This window comes from Megasphaera massiliensis, assembly GCF_036305205.1.
Taxonomy (GTDB): domain Bacteria; phylum Bacillota; class Negativicutes; order Veillonellales; family Megasphaeraceae; genus Megasphaera; species Megasphaera massiliensis.
In genome coordinates, this window is record NZ_JAXIXE010000017.1 from 1 (window position 1) to 21,514 (window position 21,514).

Annotated in this window: 23 protein-coding genes and 1 tRNA gene; 6 read left to right on the plus strand and 18 right to left on the minus strand. The window is 45.8% G+C overall.

Features of this window, described 5'->3' with window-relative positions:
* Positions 1–198: hypothetical protein (locus UCI88_RS03730; protein WP_330024018.1), on the plus strand; the 198-nt coding region annotated here is incomplete at its 5' end.
* A 529-nt stretch (positions 199–727) separates the two neighbouring features.
* Here UCI88_RS03730 and UCI88_RS03735 read toward each other — a convergent pair.
* The 5 genes from UCI88_RS03735 to UCI88_RS03755 all read right to left on the minus strand — a co-directional run bounded on the left by UCI88_RS03735 (position 728) and on the right by UCI88_RS03755 (position 5,617).
* Positions 728–1,486, minus strand: a complete 759-nt coding sequence (locus tag UCI88_RS03735) for an SDR family NAD(P)-dependent oxidoreductase (protein WP_256180402.1) — start codon at positions 1,484–1,486, stop codon at positions 728–730.
* Between the two features lie 69 nt (positions 1,487–1,555).
* Positions 1,556–2,935, minus strand: a complete 1,380-nt coding sequence (locus UCI88_RS03740; RefSeq protein WP_256180403.1) for an MFS transporter — start codon at positions 2,933–2,935, stop codon at positions 1,556–1,558.
* Positions 2,936–2,955: 20 nt separating this feature from the next.
* Positions 2,956–3,894: a transketolase family protein gene (locus tag UCI88_RS03745; protein WP_256180404.1), complete on the minus strand. Its 939-nt coding sequence runs from the start codon at positions 3,892–3,894 to the stop codon at positions 2,956–2,958.
* Entirely contained in the window at positions 3,891–4,727 is an 837-nt protein-coding gene (locus UCI88_RS03750) for a transketolase (RefSeq protein ID WP_225068678.1), read from the minus strand. The genes UCI88_RS03745 and UCI88_RS03750 overlap by 4 nt, the downstream gene beginning before the upstream one ends.
* 164 nt (positions 4,728–4,891) lie before the next feature.
* Positions 4,892–5,617 carry a FadR/GntR family transcriptional regulator gene (locus tag UCI88_RS03755; RefSeq protein ID WP_256179653.1) on the minus strand — a complete coding sequence of 242 codons (726 nt, stop codon included), beginning with the start codon at positions 5,615–5,617 and terminating at the stop codon, positions 4,892–4,894.
* 347 nt (positions 5,618–5,964) lie between these two features.
* Between UCI88_RS03755 and UCI88_RS03760 the strand changes: the two genes are divergently transcribed.
* Positions 5,965–6,040: transfer RNA gene (locus UCI88_RS03760), tRNA-Thr, on the plus strand.
* 249 nt (positions 6,041–6,289) lie between these two features.
* Here the strand turns inward: UCI88_RS03760 and UCI88_RS03765 are convergent.
* From UCI88_RS03765 to UCI88_RS03805, 9 genes are all read right to left on the minus strand, one after another.
* Complete coding sequence (locus UCI88_RS03765) at positions 6,290–6,817, minus strand: hypothetical protein (RefSeq protein ID WP_256179654.1); 528 nt, start codon at positions 6,815–6,817, stop codon at positions 6,290–6,292.
* Positions 6,818–7,331: 514 nt separating this feature from the next.
* Positions 7,332–7,796: a NanQ anomerase/TabA/YiaL family protein gene (locus tag UCI88_RS03770; RefSeq protein WP_044503336.1), complete on the minus strand. Its 465-nt coding sequence runs from the start codon at positions 7,794–7,796 to the stop codon at positions 7,332–7,334.
* A 330-nt stretch (positions 7,797–8,126) separates the two neighbouring features.
* Positions 8,127–8,450, minus strand: coding sequence for a YkgJ family cysteine cluster protein (locus UCI88_RS03775; protein ID WP_256179655.1), 324 nt, complete (start codon positions 8,448–8,450; stop codon positions 8,127–8,129).
* A complete protein-coding gene (locus UCI88_RS03780) occupies positions 8,435–9,451 on the minus strand; it encodes a hypothetical protein (protein ID WP_256179656.1) in 1,017 nt (338 codons plus the stop codon). Before UCI88_RS03780 ends, UCI88_RS03775 begins: the two co-directional genes overlap by 16 nt.
* 17 nt (positions 9,452–9,468) lie before the next feature.
* Positions 9,469–11,025 carry a hypothetical protein gene (locus UCI88_RS03785; protein WP_044503338.1) on the minus strand — a complete coding sequence of 519 codons (1,557 nt, stop codon included), beginning with the start codon at positions 11,023–11,025 and terminating at the stop codon, positions 9,469–9,471.
* A 23-nt stretch (positions 11,026–11,048) separates the two neighbouring features.
* Positions 11,049–11,447 carry a TerB family tellurite resistance protein gene (locus UCI88_RS03790; protein WP_044503339.1) on the minus strand — a complete coding sequence of 133 codons (399 nt, stop codon included), beginning with the start codon at positions 11,445–11,447 and terminating at the stop codon, positions 11,049–11,051.
* 509 nt (positions 11,448–11,956) lie between these two features.
* The gene (locus UCI88_RS03795; RefSeq protein WP_256179657.1) at positions 11,957–12,544 is read right to left on the minus strand and encodes a GNAT family N-acetyltransferase; all 588 of its coding nucleotides are present in this window, start codon (positions 12,542–12,544) and stop codon (positions 11,957–11,959) included.
* Between the two features lie 222 nt (positions 12,545–12,766).
* The gene (locus UCI88_RS03800) at positions 12,767–13,339 is read right to left on the minus strand and encodes a kinesin (RefSeq protein WP_225068669.1); all 573 of its coding nucleotides are present in this window, start codon (positions 13,337–13,339) and stop codon (positions 12,767–12,769) included.
* A gap of 230 nt (positions 13,340–13,569) precedes the next feature.
* On the minus strand, positions 13,570–14,346 hold the full coding sequence (locus UCI88_RS03805) for a hypothetical protein (RefSeq protein ID WP_044503341.1): 777 nt from the start codon (positions 14,344–14,346) through the stop codon (positions 13,570–13,572).
* A gap of 273 nt (positions 14,347–14,619) precedes the next feature.
* On the opposite strand from UCI88_RS03805, the gene UCI88_RS03810 reads away from it, so the two are divergent.
* From UCI88_RS03810 to bioA, 4 genes are all read left to right on the plus strand, one after another.
* Complete coding sequence (locus UCI88_RS03810; protein WP_256179658.1) at positions 14,620–15,177, plus strand: manganese efflux pump MntP; 558 nt, start codon at positions 14,620–14,622, stop codon at positions 15,175–15,177.
* 205 nt (positions 15,178–15,382) lie between these two features.
* Entirely contained in the window at positions 15,383–15,949 is a 567-nt protein-coding gene (locus tag UCI88_RS03815) for a biotin transporter BioY (protein WP_044503343.1), read from the plus strand.
* Between the two features lie 17 nt (positions 15,950–15,966).
* Positions 15,967–16,635 carry a dethiobiotin synthase gene (gene bioD / locus UCI88_RS03820; RefSeq protein ID WP_256179659.1) on the plus strand — a complete coding sequence of 223 codons (669 nt, stop codon included), beginning with the start codon at positions 15,967–15,969 and terminating at the stop codon, positions 16,633–16,635.
* Positions 16,636–16,648: 13 nt separating this feature from the next.
* A complete protein-coding gene (bioA, locus tag UCI88_RS03825) occupies positions 16,649–17,995 on the plus strand; it encodes an adenosylmethionine--8-amino-7-oxononanoate transaminase (RefSeq protein ID WP_256179660.1) in 1,347 nt (448 codons plus the stop codon).
* Here bioA and UCI88_RS03830 read toward each other — a convergent pair.
* The 4 genes from UCI88_RS03830 to UCI88_RS03845 form a co-directional block, all read right to left on the minus strand.
* Positions 17,992–18,273, minus strand: a complete 282-nt coding sequence (locus UCI88_RS03830) for a glutaredoxin family protein (protein WP_044503346.1) — start codon at positions 18,271–18,273, stop codon at positions 17,992–17,994. The two genes, bioA and UCI88_RS03830, sit on opposite strands and share 4 nt — an antisense overlap.
* A gap of 27 nt (positions 18,274–18,300) precedes the next feature.
* Positions 18,301–18,696, minus strand: coding sequence for a NifB/NifX family molybdenum-iron cluster-binding protein (locus UCI88_RS03835; protein ID WP_044503347.1), 396 nt, complete (start codon positions 18,694–18,696; stop codon positions 18,301–18,303).
* 165 nt (positions 18,697–18,861) lie between these two features.
* Positions 18,862–19,971 carry a L,D-transpeptidase gene (locus UCI88_RS03840; protein ID WP_230198015.1) on the minus strand — a complete coding sequence of 370 codons (1,110 nt, stop codon included), beginning with the start codon at positions 19,969–19,971 and terminating at the stop codon, positions 18,862–18,864.
* Between the two features lie 50 nt (positions 19,972–20,021).
* Positions 20,022–21,350: a nucleobase:cation symporter-2 family protein gene (locus UCI88_RS03845; protein ID WP_044503348.1), complete on the minus strand. Its 1,329-nt coding sequence runs from the start codon at positions 21,348–21,350 to the stop codon at positions 20,022–20,024.
* Positions 21,351–21,514 lie beyond the last annotated feature (164 nt).

Consider the following 21,514-nt stretch of genomic DNA (forward strand, 5'->3'; position numbering starts at 1 on the left):
ATAGTATGGAAGAGCTTACTAGCTCAACTTATTGTTTTTGGTGTCCGGCAAAGCCGGACGTTTGAATTGATTCGGTTATTTTCTTACGAAAATGACCTGCACTCCCGAGTAAAACTCGGCATAAACAAATCTAAAGATTCATTTACTGGCGTTCATTCAATCATTGTTCAGTTTTCAAAGGTCATCGTGTCGCCGTAGCGGCGACTTATTTATCTTACCAAACTCAAAGGAGCTTGTCAATACATTTTGTAAAATTTAAACGTTTCACTTGATTCGTTCCTAATACAACCATATACGGTGCCAGTAAAAAGAAAACGTCGTTTTCCATAACACCCTTTAAAACAACGCCTCCTTCTATCGAGAGCTATCGGCAAAGCATAAAAGATGCACCGTATCTTTATAAGTAACTGTATAATACATAAATATAAACGTCACGCCAATTTCTGAAGGAATCATACCGTTCACATCAGCCCCAATATCACGCTATGAGAAAAAAGGCACCAACTGCGTAGCTCATACCTATAATATGAAGTAGTTGCCCCAATCATTCCGCAAGAAGACCCTCTCATTCGTAATGAGAGGGTCTTAGATTTAGAGCATGTTAGTATTCTCAATCCCAAATTAGAATCCTGTTCTGCTGAATAGCAAGATTCTTTTAGATAAAAAATTCACTGCCTCTAAAAACTATATCGAAAGTCGACCTTAGACAATAAACGCTGTATATTAACTAATCCATATGCTGGCCGCCATTGATATCGATTTCTTCACCAGTAATATAGGAGGCTTCCTTAGATGCCAAGAATACGATGGTATCAGCCACTTCTTGAGTTTCTCCCGGGCGCCCTACAGGAATGCCATCAATGATTTTCTGCGCCTGTTCCTGGGGCAAAGATTTCCAGATTTCAGTATTAATGAGGCCGGGGCAAACACAATTGATAGTAATCCCATATTTGCAAATCTCACGAGACAAGTTTTTAGAAAAAGCTAATACCCCTGCTTTAGATGCCGAATAGTGGGCGCCCCCAAAAATTCCACCGCCCCGCTTAGCCGAAACAGAAGAAAGATTTACAATGCGACCATAACCGGCCGAAATCATAGGTTTCATGCAAGCTTGAGTGCACAGGAAAAGGCCAAACATATTGACATTAAAAATCCGCTTCATATCATCTAACGTCATTTCAGCTACAGTAACCTTCTGAGAGATACCGGCATTATTAATGAGGACATCTATCCGCCCGTATCTTTGCATAACTCGAGCAACCATGTTTTCAACCGATTCCTTACTCGTCACGTCGAGTAAAATTCCTTCAGCTTTTCCGCCTTCATCCTGAATAATTTGAACGGTTTCGTCAACCCCACTCTGGTTAATATCAGCAATAATCACGGTGCCGCCTTGCTTTGCAAATGTTTTTGCAATAACTCTTCCGATTCCTTTGGGAGATCCGGCTCCAGTAACAACAATCACTTGATCTGTAAAATCTAACATAATAATACCCTCCTCAATACATGACTCTTTTATGCAAAAGCATCTCATACAACATTTTATTACAACACCTTAATGGTACGTAGTTGATATTCCTTGTTCATTGTTGTGCAAAACGGGTTCAGCTTGCTTCACGTCCTGATTGTGACCATTTTCAACCTCACGCAACGCTTTTCCGGTTTGTTTAACAAAAACAGTAATAACAACAGCACTGACAACCATACATGCAGCCAAGAACAACATACCAGCGTTAAACACCCCGGTAACGGTACTAATATAGCCCATTACATAAGGGCCCATAAATCCACCCAAGTTCCCCACACTGTTAATAAAGGCAATTCCAGCCGCTGCAGCCGGTCCAGATAAGTATGCCGGCGGAATGGCCCAAAACGGCGAATATGCCCCATATGCTCCAGCCAAGGCAACAGCATATACTAATAATCCCAAGACAACATTTACCTGTGCTGCGTACAGACTTCCAACCATCCCTATCGCTGATACCACCAAGCAAACCGCCACATGATAGCGCCGTTCATTAGTTTTATCCGAATGCAACCCATTTAAATACATAATTATGGCTGCAAATAAGTACATCACACCAATTACCCAGCCAATGACAGTCATGCTAAGAGACTTTGACATCTCGGTTACCAGAGTTGGCAAGAACATTACAATTCCATAATAGCCGCACATCCAGCTAAAATAACCGACTGACAAGACTAAGACATCTCGTTCTTTTAAAGCGGCTAAAAAGGTCATTGACTTTTTCGACGCTTTTAACTTTTGTTCTTCAGAAACAACACCAATAAGCCATTCTTTTTCATCGGACTCTAACCAACTCGCATCTTCGATTTTATCATCCAAGAAAAAGTAGACAATGATCCCTAAAATCAACGAAGGAATTGCCTCTAGAATAAACAGCGATTGCCAGCCATGCAGTCCCCACAGGTTTACTTGCAGTAAATAGGTTGAAATAGGTGAGCCGAAAGCACTCGCACAAGGAATGGCAATCATAAAACCTGCAATGGCTTTCGCATGATGTTTAGTCTGGAACCAATTACTTAAATACCAAGCCATACACGGGAAAAAGCTGGCTTCACAAACCCCTAAAGCAAAACGGACAACATAAAACTGGATATCGGTCGTAACAAAAGCGGTCAAACAAGATACGAGCCCCCAGGAAACCATAATTCGAGAAATCCAAGCCCGAGCGCCTACCTTGGTCATTAAGGCTCCGCCCGGAACTTCTAATAAAAAATATCCCAAGAAAAAGATTCCTGCTCCAAATCCAAAAACAGCGCTGGAAAAGCCCAAATCAGCATTCATCTGTAAGGCAGCAAACCCGATATTTACCCGATCAAGAATTGAAATAGCAAAACATAGAAACAAAAAGGGAATGAGTCGTCTTGTTACTTTCTTTACGGTACGTCTTTCAATCGCGCTAGTATCCATAATAACTCCTTTAAAAAGCATCAAAGATCAAAGCTTTTAGCCGTTGCCACAAGATTTTCAACGGTAATGCCGTTTTTAGCTAACAGCCGTTCATACGGTGCAGATTCTCCAAATTTATCACGGATACCGATTCGTTTAACCTGTCCTTTCCCCATTTCTGCCGCCACTTCACAAACGGCACTTCCTAATCCGTTAAGAATATTATGGTCTTCTACGGTGATAATTTTTCCGATATTTTCTATGCAGTCGCTTACAGCCTCTACATCAAGGGGCTTTATTGTATGCATATCCAGAACTTTCACGCTAATCCCTTCTCCAGCCAATGCTTCAGCTGCTTGGATCGCAAGATGTACCGTATCGCCATTGGCAATAATCGCAACATCGCTGCCATCTTTAACTAAATGAGCTTTGCCAATTTTAAACTCTGCGCTCTCATCATAAATAACCGGTATCGCATCACGGGTAAATCGAATATAGCAAGGACCATACATATCTGCGGCAGCCGCAGTCAGTTTCTTTGCGGAAACATAGTCTGCCGGCATTATAACCGTCATATTCGGGATTGTCCGCAATACCCCCATATCCTCAATAGCCTGATGACTTGCACCATCATTAGCCGGTGTTACCCCACCATGCGAGCAGGCAATTTTAACATTTAAGTTTGGATAGCAAATCTCCTGCCGTATCATTTCACACATTCTTAAAGATCCAAAGACTGCATACGTCACAACAAAAGGAGTCTTACCGGTCGTCGCCAGTCCCGCTGCAACACCAGCTGCATTCTGCTCCGCAATCCCGACATTAATGTGCTGTTTAGGATACGCCGTACCGAAAGCTGTAGATTTGCAAGACTTCGCAATATCTGCGTCTACAACATAGATATCTTGGTTCTGTTTACCCAGGGCCAGAATTTCTTCGCCAAATCCTTCTCTCGTTGCTTTTCTTGTCATTTCCATCATGATTTCATACCTCCTTCTAATTCATCCATCGCCTGTCTATATTCGGTATCATTCGGTGCCACACCATGCCACTTACAGCTATTTTCCATATACGAGACACCCTTCCCTTTAACCGTATGGGCAAAAATACAATGTGGTTTTTTATTTTTTCTCATGCGTATGATATCCAACGTATGAACAATTTGTTCCATGTTATTACCATCAATTTCATATACATCAAACCCAAAAGATTCAAATTTTTTTCCAAGGTCGATATTAGGCATGACTTCATCCGTTGTTCCATCGATTTGAAGGTTATTATTATCAATAAATACAATCAAATTATCTAATTCATACTTATTGGCAGTTTGGCAGGCTTCCCAAATTTCCCCTTCTTGGCATTCCCCATCGCCGACTGCAACAAAAACCCGATAGTCTTTATTATCATTCTTGCCGGCAATGGCCATTCCGACTGCACAAGCCAGTCCTTGCCCAAGAGATCCTGTAGAAATATCGATGCCGGGGCATTTTTTCATATCAGGATGACCTTGTAATTTAGAACCTTCTTTACGTAAGGTATGCAAATCACTCTCCGGAAAATATCCTAATGTACCGAGAGCCGCATATTGGATGGGGCAAACATGGCCCTTAGACAAGACAAAACGATCTCGATCCGGCCACTGCGGATTTTTCGGATCGATATTCATTTCGCGAAAATAGCAAGCAGCTACATAATCCGCTACAGATAAGGCGCCTCCCGGATGTCCCGATTGTGCTTCATAAATCATGGTAATTGCTTTTTTCCTCAAATCAGAAGCAATATTTTCCAATTCTTTGATACTTGTGTTTTTCATACTAAATCACCTCTTATTAAATTCCTGATACTTTCGTCCAATGATCAACGTAGGACCTTTGTTATGCTGTAATAATACCATCGAGATTACAATTTGTCAATACAATTATTCAATTTTAGAAAACATCAAAAAGTCTCCATGACACTGCCGATATGCGATAAAAACTAGCCATCTAAGGCGCCTTCATCATAAAAATAGCTTTTCCGGACAATACCCTCCGCATTGTGAATATCTTTATTTTTAATAGCATTCAGCATTTCAACATGTGTCCTATATACTTCTTCTGCTCCTTGCTTAGACCGCAACATATGTGTAAGCGTCTTGTACCGCAGTGAAGTAGTCAAAAGCCTTGTTACATGGCAGATTTTTCCGAACAGCGAGTTGTGTGTAATAAGTGCCAAAGTTTCATGAAATGCATCATCTGCTGATATAACTCCCTCAAAATCGTTTTTAGATAATTGCTTTCTTAAATTTTCCAAACGATCTTCCAGTAATTTAATATCTGCAGGTGTCGCTTTCTCAATCGCCAACCGCAGCATGCCAAAATCATTCCACTCACGCAATTCCATCAAAGAATCCATAGAGTCTGCATCATCCAAAATAATTCCATATAACAAGGGATCGATCATCCCATCGGTAAATCCATTAGTCACAAAAGTACCTTCCGGCCTTCTGATTTCTAAAACACCAAATGAAATAAGAATCTTAATGGCTTCCCGCACAGAATTTCTAGCAGCGCCAAACGTGGATGCCAGTTCCTTCTCTGTCGGAATTTTATCTCCAGGCAGCAATTCCTTATTAATTAAAGCCTGAGTCAATCGGTCAACAACTTGCTGTACGACAGACTTAGTATTGATTGGTTTTAAATACTTTTGCGTTTCTTCCACCATAATAAACAGCTCCTATAAACAATTTCATCGTTCAATCAATCAAACAAAATAAAAGGCCCTACTTCTCAAAAGAAAATCATGATTAAAGGTCAGTTGTTCTACACATATTTTTTTGCTTTATTATACTATATTTCCTATAAATTAGACAATGTGTCATATTTCACGAAATAGCCATATGTCGTTTTATACATCTAACAGCCGAGGATAATGGCAAAAAAAGCATAGTTTTTAACGCAATGCCTCATCCCAAGGAAATCAACTTCGCACCCCTTCAGAAAAAAATATCACGCTGTAAGAAAAAAAGTGTTGACAACAGGTAGGCACATGACTATAATATAAGAGTACTTGCCACTATAGCTCAGCTGGCAGAGCATCTCATTCGTAATGAGAGGGTCGTAGGTTCGAATCCTATTAGTGGCTCCAACACTTAATTATAACCTTGCTATTCTCAATAGCAAGGTTATTTTTTTATGCTAAATAATCATACTCCATCTCCCCTAAAAATAATTGTTGCACGACGGGGTATTATCCTTTTCATGTCCTCCGCAGGGCAGTAGGTCGTCTTAGTGACTCCCGTTGTCATCACAAAAAAAGCCCGGAACGGGCTTTTTTTGTACATCAAAACATTCATCGCTTTAAGTGAAACTCTCTCGTCAAAAAGTTCCTATAACATCACTCATCGCAGTCTTCCATTCCGGGGTATGTTTCGTCGTAATACAGATTCCAGGCATTGTCGTAAGGACGAATCTTTCGGGCATCCTTTCGAATATCCTCGAGGTCGTATGGCTGCCCTGATTTTCTGGCCTGTTGCCACGAGATCTGATTTTTGACCATCTCCCGCAGTTCTGCGTCGGGGACATTCTTATAGGTTATAACAACGTTTTGAATCCGGTTCATGCTCTCCGGAGACACGTCTGGAAACAGGCCGCCCATATAGACAGCTCGCATGCCGGAGAGGCAGTCTAAAATCAGTTCTTGCGCCTCATCCTGTGTTCTGGTCGGAATTTCCGGAAAGGCCGGACCATCAGCTCCGGCTAGGATTACAGTTTGGTACAGCGGCCGGTTCATAACAGCCAATTCTTCCCGCAGGGCAAGGTACAAAAGTGCATCACGCCGACTGGGGACCTCGGCAAGATTTACCTCCTTCTCCTGCACATACCTGCCAATTAAATACCGTTCAATAGCTTTGATGTCATCCATGGTGTTCTCCTTTCTACGATGTAACATACCTAGCTGGGTTCCTACCATAGCACCCGTTCCTGCATCCCCCCAAAAGGGTGCAGGGATAAAATCCATCGACGACAACATGGGGGCTTATTCGATATTCTCCTTCATTATATCATTTATATTATCATTTATCAGCATTTTCGATTCTTTCATATCAAATACCAAAAATATCATTTCGATAGGTTCGATGAGGCTCCACCTCCAGGGACGCATCAAAACGGCGGAGCCATATTCCCTATACAAAAAATGTACGTATTCATAACGAGCGTATCTTTCACCTTACCCTTGGCATGTCCACGCATAGCAATCAGATGATGGTTTCACGGCCCTACCTCCGACGCCGACGAATCAAAAAAAAATTCCGAGCAATCTTTTCAGGTTACTCGGAAATAACGATCAACTCTTTGGGCGCTATGACGGCCTATAGGGATTGTCACACCATGTTGCAAATCGTGTATTCGGCAAATTACGAGACGTTCCTATTCTCTTACAGTAAGTCCACGCTGACTTTTACGACTACTTTTCGAACGGTCATCGATTCTCCCGATGCACAGGCAGGGCGGTGGACATCTTCTGGGAAGAAGATACTGAAACAGCCAGGTCTAGCTTCGACGAAACCTTCATTTTCGACTTCTTTATAGAAAATTAAATCGCGTTCATCATCTCGTTCTGCCACTTCATAGTTTCCGGTATCCGGTGTAAAACCGAGTTTTTCTTTCCCGGAAGCCAAGAATTGAACGTCGATGTATTTTTCATGCACTTCCGGACGCTGTTTTTCAGCGGGCTTCGTTTCTGTATCAAAGACTTGTGCATAGATATCTTTTCCTTTAATTTCATAAACACCCGGTTCCATGGTTGTAAAATCATGGCTTTTTAAATACTCCAGTGCGTCTTCAATGGCACTCGGAAAGACGATACTTCGGTTGTTGGCATAAAGAGATGAAAAAATCATAACATACCCCTCCCATGAATAATTAAGATACATACTTGATTCATTTATAAGCTGCGACGTTCCATCGCATGAACCCCTTTAACAAAAAAACAAAGTACCCCAGGTATTTCATTTCGATACTTCCTTTGAACCCTAGTATACATAGATTTTAGCTTCCTATCAATATAGAATCAGATCCGTCGCATAAAAAATAGAGCAGACGAGGCTGTCTGCTCTATTTTGATATTTGAGAAGCTTACGAGTTTCTTCGTTATGATAATAAAATCCAGCCTTACAAGGTCATGATAGAATTCGAGAACCGTTCTGCCGCACCATCCACCGAGAAATCGGTTATGGATCATATGCCTCCAAGATTTTTTCTATTTTTTCAACATTGTCGATTTTTCCGGCAACCTTGTTTAACAGACAGCAAACTTGCAGATTCTTTTGGATGAATTCGCTTTCCGTCATTTGATCTTTAAAGTAGTGTTGATACATATACGAAACGTTACACACCTTCGGCCTCGTCGCATAAAGGGTGCAGCGATTCGTTCTTTTATCGAGATACAGGCAGGCGCCGTCGGCATCTGTTCTCGGAGCTAATTGGGGAACTTCTCCGGCATGGCGGCAGCATTCGCCGCACCGGATGCAGGGAAAATTCATGCTGGCTGCCATGACCTTAATTCCGGTAATTTGGCCTTCGCTCCGTCGATAATCCGCAAAGCCCTCTCATCGACGGCTCCGTCTTTAGTAATTATGGCCGTCCGGACAATCGGTACAATCGCTTGGAAAGTCGCCATACCGGCGGCAACGGTTTGTTTGACATCCGCCGGATAGCTCCGATAATCGGTTCCGTATTCTCGGATTCCCCAGTCCATCTCCTCCGTCAAAGACGATAAGAGAGGCCTTAACTTATGGATCATGTCCGTATACATCTGAGCCACATCGCGGATCTTATAACAGCCATCTCTTAAAACCGCCAACTCTTCAGCAATTTCACGAGCCTTGGCCAAATTGCTGCGAGCATTATCTAAGTTAGCCGACGCCTTGGAACTTAACGTAAAGCCTAAAACGGCCAAGGCCGGACCTGCCACAAGGCCGCCTAAGACCATGGTTCCACCGGCAATTCCGAGACCGCCGGCAGCCAGTGTCCCACCGCCTAAGAAAGCTAAGGTCGCATTGGTGGCAGCTGCTCCGCTTAAGCTGGCAATGGCCGTCCCCGTAGACGCCGCACCAAAAGACATGACGCCGCCATAGGCACCAAAGGCCGTTAATGCCCCCGCCGCCGAACCTTTGAGGGCTCCGGATGCCATAGAAAATGCAATGGTTTCCAATTTTTTCATTTCAACATACGCTTCTTCATTCCATTCCAGCTGCCCACCAAAATCGACGGAAAAAGAATCTTCTATATGATGTATCTTATTGAACGTATCCCTAAATTCGGAACACTCATTCGTTAAGGTATCCGCGCGTTCTTTGCCTAATATGGTAACGGATTCGTTCGCCGTCCGACGAGCTCTATCGGCAGCCCCTTTGGCATCGTCGTAAATCTTCCGGGCTTTCTCGTTTACATCCTGCGCTTGATCATTCTTCTGTTTGGCACCAACGGCCTTTACAACGCCGGTAACGCCGGCAGCCACACCAAGTCCAAGACCAATTAAAACGGGGATAGGCATAGTCAGTTCCTCCTTCATCAAAATTTAAAGGGTTCCGGATTGTTCATCAACCTGTCAAATTCTTCAAATGAATCAAATTTCGTTTCTCCGCCAAATTTACGCGTAATCGTATTGGCTCCGGCCATAAAGCCATCGATATCTCCGATTCCCATGGACATCTTCATATCGGCAAAGGCCGCATCAAAGGTATGTCTATATTCCGCAAGGTGTCTATCGGCAATTTCGTTGATTTCTTGGCGGTATTGTCGTATGGCTGCAATCGCTTCCTCACATTCACGCTCTATCCGGATTCGTTCTTCCCTGGCAAGTTTGGCTTCTTTCAAGGCCGCCATCAACTCCCCATAGCAAGCACTGGCTAAGGAATAGCCGATCATGCCGCCGACGAGTAGGCCAGCATTTGAACCGAGAAATAAAATTTTACCTGCCGTCGCATAGGCAGCCGAGGATGAAATGGCAAAGCCATTTTTCCCCATCTCTTGGAGACATTCCGTTCCCGTAATCTTGCCGTTCATCCATTGCCAGATCGTATCGGCCGAAGTGACCGCCGTTGAAACAACCTGGGTCGGTAAATTCGTTTTCGACAAGGTCCGGATAAAGGATTGACTGGCATTGCGCATGACGGCAATGGCCGCCGTACTTCCATAGGAAGTCACGTAACCGCCAACAGCGGCCTTCCCGGTCGTCAAAGCCGTATCTTTCAAGGCTTCCGATGGTCGCTTTTGCCCGCGCAAGACACAGACAGCATTCTGAAGTCCGCTGATGATACCGCCGATACGGGCACCCGCCTCAGCCCCCTGAAGGCCGGCCTTATGGCTCAGGAGATGAATATCCTTGGCCGTAGACAGGAGCGGATTACATCTCGCCTCCATCGCTTCTGCCTGAGAGACATGTGATTTTCTCAAATTTTTCCGGAGTCTCTTCAATTCAGCAATTTGATCCTGTTTCTTTTGGGCAATATCTGTTTTCCCTTGACGTCTTGCACCTTCTGCTTGTTTCTTCAGATTGTCAATGCGAGTATCGATTTTCTGACAGACTCCATCGTAGAAGTCGGACTGGATATCAATGCGTTTATTAGCATCACGATATTTTTTAAATTTCTTGGACATCAGTTTATCCAAGCATTCTTCCGGATTCTTTCCGACAATCTTCATCTGCGAACCCGACCCGGGTATTATATTTCCCTTTGCATCCACCTCTACATGGTCATACAAAGGATCATTTACACGACCGGCATCGTCGGTCCGCACCTTTCGTGTCCCATCTTTCTTGAGGATTCGATTGGCATTTTCCCGAGCCGTCTCCTTTACCTCTGCGGAAAATCCGGCCTGCTGCTTGAGATTCTGTTCCTTATACTGCGGATTGACCTTACTCTTAGAAATATCCTTTAAACTTCGTTTAAGGGTTATTCCTGTTTCATGATCAATGCCCTCATAAGCTACCATATGTTCCTTGCCGGCAGCGCCATGGAGGAGGATATCCTCAGCCATTCCCGCATTGGTAATCCCTGAAATGGCCGTATCTATCTTCAATTTTTTAGTTGATTTGTCTTCTTTGGACTTCTTTTTCTTCTGCATACGTCTACCTCTGTCCGTTACAGCTAGCGCATAATGACCTCATTTACTTCCTGATAGATATGCGCCAGATCCTGTACCAAAGTCATCATCCGCTCCATATCGACAGGTGAAACCGATAAAAAGGCAGCGGCCTGTTCCATCAAAACTCGTTCATCTTCGGCGTATTCTGAGTCGGCAAAGGCAATGCCCAGCAGTTCAAACAGGAGCATCTTCTTTTTCGTTATATCGAGATTCTGAAATTTTGCAAGTTCCGCCACAAAGTCGACGACTTCGGCCTTGGTGATATCCGCTTCTACTTCCGTTTGATACAACTGAAATTTTTCTCTTTCGTCGTCTTTGACTTCATGGTCGGCATACATCATCGTATATGCCAAATTCAAAAAGATTGCCTGTTCTTCCTTGCTGAATTGTCCCAAAAACATGGTCGCTTCCTCCTTTTGATAATCCTCATAAAGAACATAAGATCATAATGCTTTCATTGAAAGAACCAAAAGAAATACCTGACGTCCCAATAACGGCGGACAGGCGATATAAAAAACAGACTGAAAAGTAAATTCTATTTATCTTATATTATATCAGAAATCAGGTTAACCCCCAACATCGCCGCTGGAAAAGACGAGGCATTGTATCTCGCGAAGGAATCGATGTATGTAAACAGATTTACACGAGCAAAAAAGGCCAAGTCGATGAGCCACTCTCGCCAATAACCGTCTATAGGCGAAAAATTTCGTCGTAAGGAAGCCTTGGCGCAAAAATATCCTGTAGTAACGGTTTCTGTCACGAAACAGGTAAACAAAAATCACCTCCCCATAGCTAGGAAAGGCGATGTCGTATTTTTCTTGTCGATAAATAAATCAAATTCCCGGCGCTAAAAGCAGTACTAATTTTTTCGCGCCAAAACTATAGCAACGCCATCTCAAGTAGAAAGCGTTTACCATTTCTCCGCATCAAAGGGGATAATCGGTGTCGGGTTGTCCCCGTGGTCCCCGATCATTTTTTCCATCCAAATGACGTCGTACCACCGGCCGAATTTATAGCCGCTGTGATGAAAGTGGGCAATCTTATCATAGCCTAAGCCCTGGTGAAAAGAAAAGCTGCCATTGGTCAAATATGGGTCTTCCGGATCCTTTGCAATGGCGATGCAGGTATTGATATTCAAAATGCCCATGGCTTTCAGGGTCTGTTCCAAAGCTTCGTAAAGAATACGTCCGATTCCCAACCGACGAGCATCTTTATCGATGTAAATCGTCGATTCGACAGACCAGGCGTAGGCTTCCCGACCATAAAATTCATGGGCATAGGCATAACCGACTACCTTGCCGTCTTTTTCTGCCACTAAGTACGGATACCGGGCAAGGATCGTTTTTCGCCGACGTTCCATTTCCTGGGCATCCGGAGCCCGATATTCAAAGGTAATGGCCGTCTGGTTTACATAATAGGCGTAAATCCGTTCCAGGTCCGCTGCATCTTCTTTCCGGGCAGTACGAATCCTTACTTCCTGACTCATCTTAACCATCATTCCTTTCACTTCTTTTATTTCCCTTAGCCTCAAAAACAGATTCTTTAAAAGGACATCTGTCCTTTGGAAATCGATAAAACAGAGTATAGCACAATCGGAATCGCCCGTCCATAAACAGTCTGAATCGCCGGCCGCCGCAGTAAGGAATAAAATAGGAGCCATCTGACAGTGCAGATATCCTGCCTGTCAAACGGCTCCTGATCAATTCGACATACATCGATACTACGCAAAAAGCTTCTTCCACCACGGTCGGTTATTGGTTTCCGTCAGCTCCTGACGCAGTCTGTCGCGTTCTGCCTCAACGGAAGACAGTTTTTCCTGAAGCTGTTTTTGCTCTTCTTCAATGGCCTGACCTTCTTTTTTCAGTCGGTCTACTTCTCCCTGAAGCGCTTCTGCCTGATCTTTATTTTGCTGCCCCTCTAAGGCCTTGACTTTCACTTCCGACAATTCATGCTGCTTGGCAATGAGATTTTGCTGCAGGCTGATGACCTGCTGCTGGGCCGTATTGAGATCCTGCTGGGTTTTCAACAGTAGAATACGCAGGTTGTGCGACTCCTGTTGGGCATTGGACACTTTTTCGCTTTCCAATTCCGTAATCGTCGCCTGGTCGTGAAGTCCGCGCAATTGGTCTAAAACGCGAACGGCTTCGGTATCAAAAGACCATTCGCCCTTCTGTATCGTAGCATGTTCTTCCCCATCGTGGTTAATTTCGTCTAAATGTTTCTTGACGAACTGGATGATGCCCTGACGGGTCTTGATATTGTAGCGGTCCATTAAATCCTTTGTTGTAATCACGTATCTTCTCTCCTCGCATTTACTACAGTCATTTTCGATTTACCAAGCTCATGATTTTAAGAAATAAAGGGCTCAACCATGCCAATCAGCACAATGAAAACGCATCTAAATTCCTTTCTTTTAGTTTACACCATCTCATTAAATAATGCAACTCTCACAAGCAAATTTGTCCTAAATGAGGAGATTCTGCAAGGGGTGACCGCATTCCACCGCGCTAAAGGTAAACGTTCTTAAATGGAAAGCTGTACAAAATTTTGGCCAAACCGCAGATATTCACCTTGAGGAAGTTTGTAAGCCCGCGAAATGGAAGCCCCATCGGTCGGAACCGTCGGCGTCGATTCCCAGCCATACGCCTTGGCATAGGCCGCCGCCGTATCTGCAGCCCCCAGTCCCGACTGCTCGAATTTCAAATCACTGCCGTCGTAAATCCGTACGCCAATGACGATGCCGGCTCGAAGGTAAACGTCCATATGGTGACTGCCGAAGATAAGGCGTGACGTATCCTGATCAGGGACAGTGCTGTCAGCCTGTCCGTAAGCACCTTCCAAGTCGGATTGGGTCATCCCCAAGTAAACGCCGCCAATGGATTCATAGTGATCGCCATGGATAGATCGCCGCAGGGGCGTCGTGTTGTCCATGATGAGGTATTGGTGAGACTTATGACCCATCAAGTCCAGGCTCATGACCCGATCCCCGGCCTGTTCACGAATGGTAAACTTCCCTTTACGAGGATAGCCGTCGGTGTAGTCTTCGATATCAGTAACGGCAGATCCGTTGATGGCGGCGCCTTCGACAGTCAGTACTAAATCGCCCTTGGTATTATACCAGTCTCCGGCAGCCGGTGCCAGCCAATCGGCGACAGTCTGATTCGGCTGAGCCTGGGTTGTCGAAGCGACGGTCACCTGCGGTTCGGCCGTTGGAACAGCCGCCTCTTCGGCAGCACAAACGGCTGATAAACTCATCGTCATCAGCGCACACAGAACCATGTTTTTTGCTATTTTTTTCATGCTAAATCGCTCCCTTTGTTGACTTCTTGCAGCCCCTTATTATACGCTTCTTCCTAGAGGAAAACAATAGTTCCCACGCCTGTTTATTCTTGTTTACGAAACACCTCCATTCCCGGCGTTCAAACTTCGTAAACAACGGCAAGGATGTTTACAACATCCCTCCATTAAAATTATACTTAATTGGTCAGCTTTTCATTGACATAAAGGGGCTCATCTTTTATAATAAATAAATTGCAGTCTATCTTGTAGTCAGGAACGAAAGAGGAGCAATTAATGAATATACTGGATTTGATCTTAATAGCCATCGGCTTGTCGATGGATGCTTTTGCTGTATCCATCTGTAAGGGCTTATCCCTTCGCAACGTCAAATGGCATCATATGATTATTGTCGGTTTATGGTTTGGTGGATTTCAGGCATTGATGCCCTCCATCGGCTATATTTTGGGCAGCTTTTTTATTGAATTAATCGACGCCTACGACCATTGGGTTACCTTCATTCTCCTGAGCGCAATCGGTCTTAATATGATTAAAGAGTCTCGTGAAGCGAGTGGCAGCTGCAACCCGTCCCTCCAACCCTATACTATGCTGATGCTGGCCATTGCAACGAGTATCGATGCCTTAGCCGTCGGCGTCACCTTCGCCTTCATGAATATACGGGTGATTCCCTCGGTTACAATCATCGGGGTCACGACCTTTCTGCTCTCTGCCATTGGCATAAGGGCCGGCGGATTATTTGGGAACCACTATAAGAGCAAAGCCGAACTTGTCGGCGGCATCGTTCTCATCCTTATTGGGTTAAAGATTCTCCTCCAAGGATTAGGCATTCTATAAAGGCGGTATTTTTACAGGCCAGATGTAAAAATGCTCCCCTCAGCACAGCCGTGATCGTCACGGCTGTGCTTTTTTATATATTCATTGTTAACTTTGTATTTGAAATAATGATTGACAATAAAGTTATGACCTCGTATAATCATAAATATCGTGAACCAAATCACAAGTTATTTAGGTTTACAATTATACAAAAAGGAGTGGTTTCATGTCTTCATCAGCCTTGTCTGCACGCCGCTGTACTACGCGGGACTTGGTTCTATTCGCCTTATTTACAGCCTTGATTGCCATTGGGGCCTTTATCCGAATTCCCGTGCCCTTCTGTCCCTTTACCCTGCAATTATTGTTCACTACCCTGGCCGGGGCCATCTTAGGAGGCCGCCGCGGTGCCGCTTCCGTCGGCGTCTATGTTCTCTTAGGCTTAGTCGGTCTGCCGGTCTTTACGTCAGGCGGCGGTCCGTCTTACATCTTTCAACCGACCTTCGGCTATCTCCTGGGCTTCATTGGCGGAGCCGGATTGACGGGATATTTGGCTCACCAAAGCTCCCACCCGTCCTTGAAGGATCTCCTCATAGCTAACTTTGCCGGCCTGGTCGTCATTTACACCGCCGGCATGGCTTACTTAACCATGATAAACAACCTCTACCTGGGAACCCCCATCAGCTTGTGGACCTTATTCGTTTACTGTTTCTTATTACCCATTCCCGGCGACATCTTTTTATGTATTGTCGCGGCCTTTCTGACCCGTCAAATACAGCGAAGCCTTCCTCGTTAGAAAGGAGTTAATTCACCATGAGTAAAGGATTATTTATTACCGGGACCGGTACGGATATCGGCAAGACCTATGTAACGGCCCTCTTAGTCAAGACGCTGCGTCAACACGGCTACGACGTCGGTTACTACAAAGCCGCCATCAGTGGAGCTCCGACCGTCGCCGACAGTGACGCCGGTTTCGTCAATAAAACGGCCGACATCGGAGAAGATTCGGAGCTTCTCTTATCCTACCTCTACAGCCATGCCGTATCGCCTCACTTAGCCGCCCGCTGGGAAGGTCGCCCCATTGAAAAGGAAGTCATCCTGCGCGGCTGGCAAAAGGTAACGGCCCGTTATCCCTACGTCACCGTCGAAGGGAGCGGCGGCATTATCTGTCCCCTTCGCGACGATGAACAGGCCTTTTTCCAGTTGGAAGACGTCATTCGCTGGCTGAACCTGCCGTCCCTCATCGTCTGCCCCGCCGGCCTCGGTACCATTAACGGAGCCGTCTTAACGGCCTTTTATATGAAAGAAAAGCATCTCCCCGTTCAGGGCTTCATCGTCAATCATTATACAGGAAGCCCCATGGAAAAAGACAATATCCGCATGATTGAAAAATTGAGCCAAAAGCCGGTATTAGCCGTTGTCTCCGATGACGACGAAATCATCGACGCCGATACCGACCAGCTGATCCATTTATACCAATGAGGAGGACATTTACATGAATTTACTTGAAGCCGATTTAAAATATATCTGGCACCCGGCCCAGCAGATGAAAGATGCCGAAGTATTCCCGCCCGTCGTCATCGACCACGGTAAGGGCTGCTACCTATACGATACGAACGGCAAAGAATATATCGATATCATCAGTTCCTGGTGGTGCAATCTCTTAGGCCATGCCAATGAAGAAATCAACGACGCCATCAAGGATCAGCTCGACAAATTGGAACACGTTATCTTTGCCAACTTTTCTCATCGTCCGGCCATCGAACTGTGTCAAACCCTACTGCCCTTGCTGCCAAAGGGGTTGACTCATTTCAATTTTACCGACAATGGATCCTCGTCGGTCGAATGTGCTTTGAAGATGGCTTTCCAATACCAGTACCAGAAGGGACATCCGAAACGGCAGCGCTTTATGTGTTTGTCCGAATCCTACCATGGCGAAACGATTGGTGCCTTGTCCGTAGGCAGCATGGACCTCTATGCTCAAATGTATAAGCCAATGATGATGCATAACATTCACTTCGATGGCCTCGACTGCTATCGCTGTCCCTATGGCAAAACTCGCGAGAACTGCGATTGTGAATGCTTTATCGGTGCCGAAAAGGCCTTCGCCGCCTATGGTAAGGAAACAGCTGCCCTCATCGTCGAACCGATTCTCCAAGGTGCTGCCGGCATGCGTATCTATCCGCCGGAATATTTACGGCGCCTGCGCAAACTCTGTGACCAGTACGGCGTCCTCCTCATCGACGACGAAGTCGCCGCCGGCTTTGGTCGAACGGGAAAGATGTTTGCCATCGAGCACGCCGGTATCAGCCCCGATATTCTTTGTACATCCAAAGGGCTTACCGGCGGTTATCTGCCCATGTCTCTGACGATTACGACCGACGCCGTTTACCAAGCCTTTTACGGGGATTTCAACACCCATAAGGCCTTCGTTCACAGTCACACCTACGCCGGCAACCCCTTAGCCTGCCGTGCCGCTCTGGCCGTCCTAAAAATCATGGAGCGAGACGACATACTAAAAAAAGCTGCCGAGAAAAGCATCTACCTTCATGAAAAGCTAGATGCTGCTCTCGGCAGCCATCACAATGTCGGCGAAATTCGCCACATTGGCCTGATCAACGCTATTGAATTAGTAGAAGACAGAGCAAGTAAACGCCCGTTCAATCCGGAAAAACGCTTAGGCTGGCACATTTTCCGCAAAGCCATGGATTTGGGATTAGTCCTGCGCCCTATTGGCGACATCCTTTACTTTAATCCGCCCTTGACCATCGAAAAAGAAACCATGGACGAAGCCGTCCGTCGCTGTGCACAAGCCGTTCACGCCGTATTGGGTGACGATTAAGCCGTCAGGGCCGCATCTAAGGCCGCTTTGACGTGAGCTTTAATTTCATCGTAAGACTGGCCCGGCTGCGCTTCATACAGTTTTTCGGTACCGATGAACATGGACGGTACGTAATAGTAGGAATGGCCTTTTACCGCTTCGGGATTTTCCGTTTCTTCATACCAGTCAACGGTAACCTTGCGGTATTCCGGATTTTCTTCAATCAATTCAGCAAGGGCTTCTTTAGCACCTTTACAGTACGGGCAGCTATGTAAGTAAAAAGCAGTAATATTTTTCAAGATAATCCGCTCCTTTCAGGGAAACAATCAAAGGTCATGAGAATGATGGTGGCCTTCATGATGACCATGGTGACCGCCTTCGTGGCCATGATGGCCGCAAGACGGGTTGGGGTTAAACTCCAAGGTTCCGGCCAACAAGGCTTTGACGGCTTCATCAGCACTGCCTGAGACGCCGCCATACAATTGGATGGAAGCATCGGCCAGGGCCTTTCTGGCACCGTCACCGATTCCTCCGGCAATGACCGTCGTGACGCCCAGAGACGTTAAAAAGGATACCAGTGCACCGTGGCCTTGACCTTCCGTATCGACGATGCGAGCTTCGACCAGGCGCCCATCTTCAACATCATACAGTTTAAACTGTGAGGAATGGCCGAAATGCTGGTATACATCACCATGTTCATAGGTAACAGCTATCTTCATCATATCAGATTCTCCTTAAATACGCCATAACTTGACGAATTTTTTATATTTCTATTTTCAACATATGTCATCAATCTTTTTCCTAAGTATATGACATATGTCAGTATTTGTCAACAAAAACAAAAGGCTGTGAAGAAAGGATTCACCCTCTCTTCACAGCCTTTTGCATTAGCCGCGGGAAATGACGACCGTCGGTGTTTTATCGCCTTTTACAGAATACATATTATAGACGTAATCCGGAGTTAAACTGCCATTTAAGTGGAATAAAGAATAGGCGTTAGCCGCGTTTACATACACGACATCACTCTTTACATAGCCGGGCGCAATCCCGTAAGGGCTGGTCAGAATGCCTTGCTGCGGATTCCAGCGCAAATCCAGGTCAAGGGCTGTCGCAACGGCTACAGACGGCAAATAGATTTGATCGTTTTTGCCAAGAGCTCGTTTAGACAGTTTCGTTCCATTGACCACCAAGTCATAGGCTTTGGCAACGTAGGTCACATTGCCGTCAGAACGGTTTATTTTATCCGAAATCTCTTTGAATTCAGCAAAGTCTTCTACGCCATAGCCGGCCAGGGCTTTCTTTACCTGCGCTACACTTAAGGCCTGCCAGCCGTAGCCGTCCGGGTAGACGTAGTAGGATACGGCGTGTTCCGGACTGACATCGATGACCAGGCGGTCATAATATACCGTAACCGGCGTCCCGATCGATACGTATTGATACAGGTCTTCCACGTCGGGCTCCTTCATACGGATGCAGCCATTCGAGACGTAGCCTCCGATAGAACCGGGATTGTTCGTCCCGTGGATTCCGTAATTGCCATGAAACCCAATCCAGCGATAGCCAATCGGGTTATCCGGACCGGATGCGATTTGGATGCTCGTATCGTCAGGATCGATCCAGGTCGGATTCACCTCTTTATTTTGTACCTTATAAAAACCCGTCGGCGTCGGTGTCGACGTCCGGCCTACCCCGACAGGATACATTTTGATTTTTGTATCGCCTTCATAGAGGGTCAGTATACGGCTGGCTATATTGACGCCGATTTTTTTCTCCGTCGATTTTTTAACAGCCTTTTCGGCCTTCGGTTGAGCCTTGGAAGCAGCCTGGGTCACCGTCTTCTGCGAAGACGTATTTGAAGTCTGTGGTGCAGCCGCCGGTTTTATTTCAACCTTCACCGCAAAAGGAGGCGGTGCCGTTTTGAGTTCTTCCGCATGTACCCAGGCCGCGCCTGTACTCAAAGCAACGGCACAGGTTAAGGCCACCATTTTCTTCAGCAAAAAAATCCCTCGCTTTCAGGTAAAACGAATTTACTTTCATTTACAGTTGTTTAATTGCCATCCATATCCTCTTCCCTGCCGCAGCCATTCAAGATCAAATTGAGCAGGACGGCCGTGATACTCCCCAAAGTAATCCCGCTGTGGAGAACGATATTGGCCCACGACGGGAAGCTGTGGAAGAAATTCGGCGCCGTCAGGGTAATCATGCTGACGCCGATACTGACGGCAACAATCATCAGGTTGTAGGTGCCGTCAAACTCGACCTTGCTCAGTGCTCGGATGCCGCTGGCAATGACCATGCCGAACATGGCAACGCCGGCGCCGCCTAAGACGGAATTCGGAATCGATGCTACGACGGCGGCCATCTTCGGAAAGAGACCTAAGGCAATGAGAATGATGCCGGAAGCGGCGACGACGAAGCGGCTCTTGACGCGGGTAACGGCAATCAAACCGACGTTTTGGGCAAAGGCCGTATACGGGAAGCTGTTCAAGATACCGCCGATGACCGTCGACAAGCCGTCAGCCCGAAGGCAGCGGGACAAACGGTCACGTCCGATAGGAGTGCCTACGATCGACCCGATAGCGATGCAGTCGCCCGTCGTTTCTACCATAGTGACGATCATGACGACCATCATCGATAAGATGGAGCCGATGTCAAAGGTCGGAAGGCCAAAGGAAAAGGGCGTAACCAAACCAAACCAGGAAGCGTTTCCGACTTCCGAAAAATCAGTCTGCCCTAACGCCATGGCAATAATCGTACCTCCGATAAGGCCTAACAAGACGGATACGTTGCTCAAAAAGCCTTTGCCACCGCGATAAATGGCAATGATAATAACCAAAGTAATGAAAGCGAGGAATAAATTCATCGGCGAGGCAAAATCAGGTGCCTTTGGATTCCCACCGCCCATCCAGTTTACAGCGACAGGCAGAAGGGTAATCCCAATAATCGTAATGATAGTCCCCGTAACAACGGGCGGGAAAAATCGAATGAATCGGCTAAAAAACGGAGCAATCAAGAAAGTAAACAAACCGGCAATGATGATGGCCCCATAAATCGCCGTAATGCCGTGTTCAGCCCCGATAAGGATCATCGGCGTGACCGAGGCAAAGGTAACGCCTTGAATCATAGGAATGCGCGCCCCGACTTTCCAAAAACCCAGTGTCTGGATCAAGGTCGCAATCCCGCAGGAAAACAAATCAGCATTGATCAGGTGGACCAATTCCATCGGCGACAGGTGCAAAGCCTGGGCTACAATGATAGGTACGGCAACGGCACCGGCATACATCGCCAGGACGTGCTGCAGCCCATAAGCAAACAGTTGGCCAGTCGGCAGCATTTCGTCGACGGGATGAATCTGTGCGGTTCGTTCTTCATTCATTTGTAAAAGTCACCTCATGTTCAGAATAAATCAGCACCATCGCGAGCCGTATTCCACGACCGTATATGGCAGTACCGTTATAAAATAATAGCAATGACTCCATTATACCATCGCCGCAAAAAAATCAAAGCGCATCATTATATTTTACCTATTCTTTACATATT

What these genes read in the sequence shown, in the direction of transcription:
- UCI88_RS03835 (WP_044503347.1), bottom strand. Translation starts at nt 18,696, where the DNA reads ATGATGAAGATAGCTGTTACCTATGAACATGGTGATGTATACCAGCAT.
- UCI88_RS03780 (WP_256179656.1), bottom strand. Translation starts at nt 9,451, where the DNA reads ATGCCTATCCCCGTTTTAATTGGTCTTGGACTTGGTGTGGCTGCCGGC.
- UCI88_RS03775 (WP_256179655.1), bottom strand. Translation starts at nt 8,450, where the DNA reads ATGGCAGCCAGCATGAATTTTCCCTGCATCCGGTGCGGCGAATGCTGC.
- UCI88_RS03795 (WP_256179657.1), bottom strand. Translation starts at nt 12,544, where the DNA reads ATGATGGTTAAGATGAGTCAGGAAGTAAGGATTCGTACTGCCCGGAAA.
- UCI88_RS03735 (WP_256180402.1), bottom strand. Translation starts at nt 1,486, where the DNA reads ATGTTAGATTTTACAGATCAAGTGATTGTTGTTACTGGAGCCGGATCT.
- UCI88_RS03790 (WP_044503339.1), bottom strand. Translation starts at nt 11,447, where the DNA reads ATGTTTTTGGGACAATTCAGCAAGGAAGAACAGGCAATCTTTTTGAAT.
- UCI88_RS03845 (WP_044503348.1), bottom strand. Translation starts at nt 21,350, where the DNA reads ATGAATGAAGAACGAACCGCACAGATTCATCCCGTCGACGAAATGCTG.
- UCI88_RS03810 (WP_256179658.1), top strand. Translation starts at nt 14,620, where the DNA reads ATGAATATACTGGATTTGATCTTAATAGCCATCGGCTTGTCGATGGAT.
- UCI88_RS03785 (WP_044503338.1), bottom strand. Translation starts at nt 11,025, where the DNA reads ATGCAGAAGAAAAAGAAGTCCAAAGAAGACAAATCAACTAAAAAATTG.
- UCI88_RS03765 (WP_256179654.1), bottom strand. Translation starts at nt 6,817, where the DNA reads ATGGATGACATCAAAGCTATTGAACGGTATTTAATTGGCAGGTATGTG.
- UCI88_RS03815 (WP_044503343.1), top strand. Translation starts at nt 15,383, where the DNA reads ATGTCTTCATCAGCCTTGTCTGCACGCCGCTGTACTACGCGGGACTTG.
- bioA (WP_256179660.1), top strand. Translation starts at nt 16,649, where the DNA reads ATGAATTTACTTGAAGCCGATTTAAAATATATCTGGCACCCGGCCCAG.
- UCI88_RS03740 (WP_256180403.1), bottom strand. Translation starts at nt 2,935, where the DNA reads ATGGATACTAGCGCGATTGAAAGACGTACCGTAAAGAAAGTAACAAGA.
- UCI88_RS03755 (WP_256179653.1), bottom strand. Translation starts at nt 5,617, where the DNA reads ATGGTGGAAGAAACGCAAAAGTATTTAAAACCAATCAATACTAAGTCT.
- UCI88_RS03745 (WP_256180404.1), bottom strand. Translation starts at nt 3,894, where the DNA reads ATGATGGAAATGACAAGAAAAGCAACGAGAGAAGGATTTGGCGAAGAA.
- bioD (WP_256179659.1), top strand. Translation starts at nt 15,967, where the DNA reads ATGAGTAAAGGATTATTTATTACCGGGACCGGTACGGATATCGGCAAG.
- UCI88_RS03805 (WP_044503341.1), bottom strand. Translation starts at nt 14,346, where the DNA reads ATGAAAAAAATAGCAAAAAACATGGTTCTGTGTGCGCTGATGACGATG.
- UCI88_RS03750 (WP_225068678.1), bottom strand. Translation starts at nt 4,727, where the DNA reads ATGAAAAACACAAGTATCAAAGAATTGGAAAATATTGCTTCTGATTTG.
- UCI88_RS03770 (WP_044503336.1), bottom strand. Translation starts at nt 7,796, where the DNA reads ATGATTTTTTCATCTCTTTATGCCAACAACCGAAGTATCGTCTTTCCG.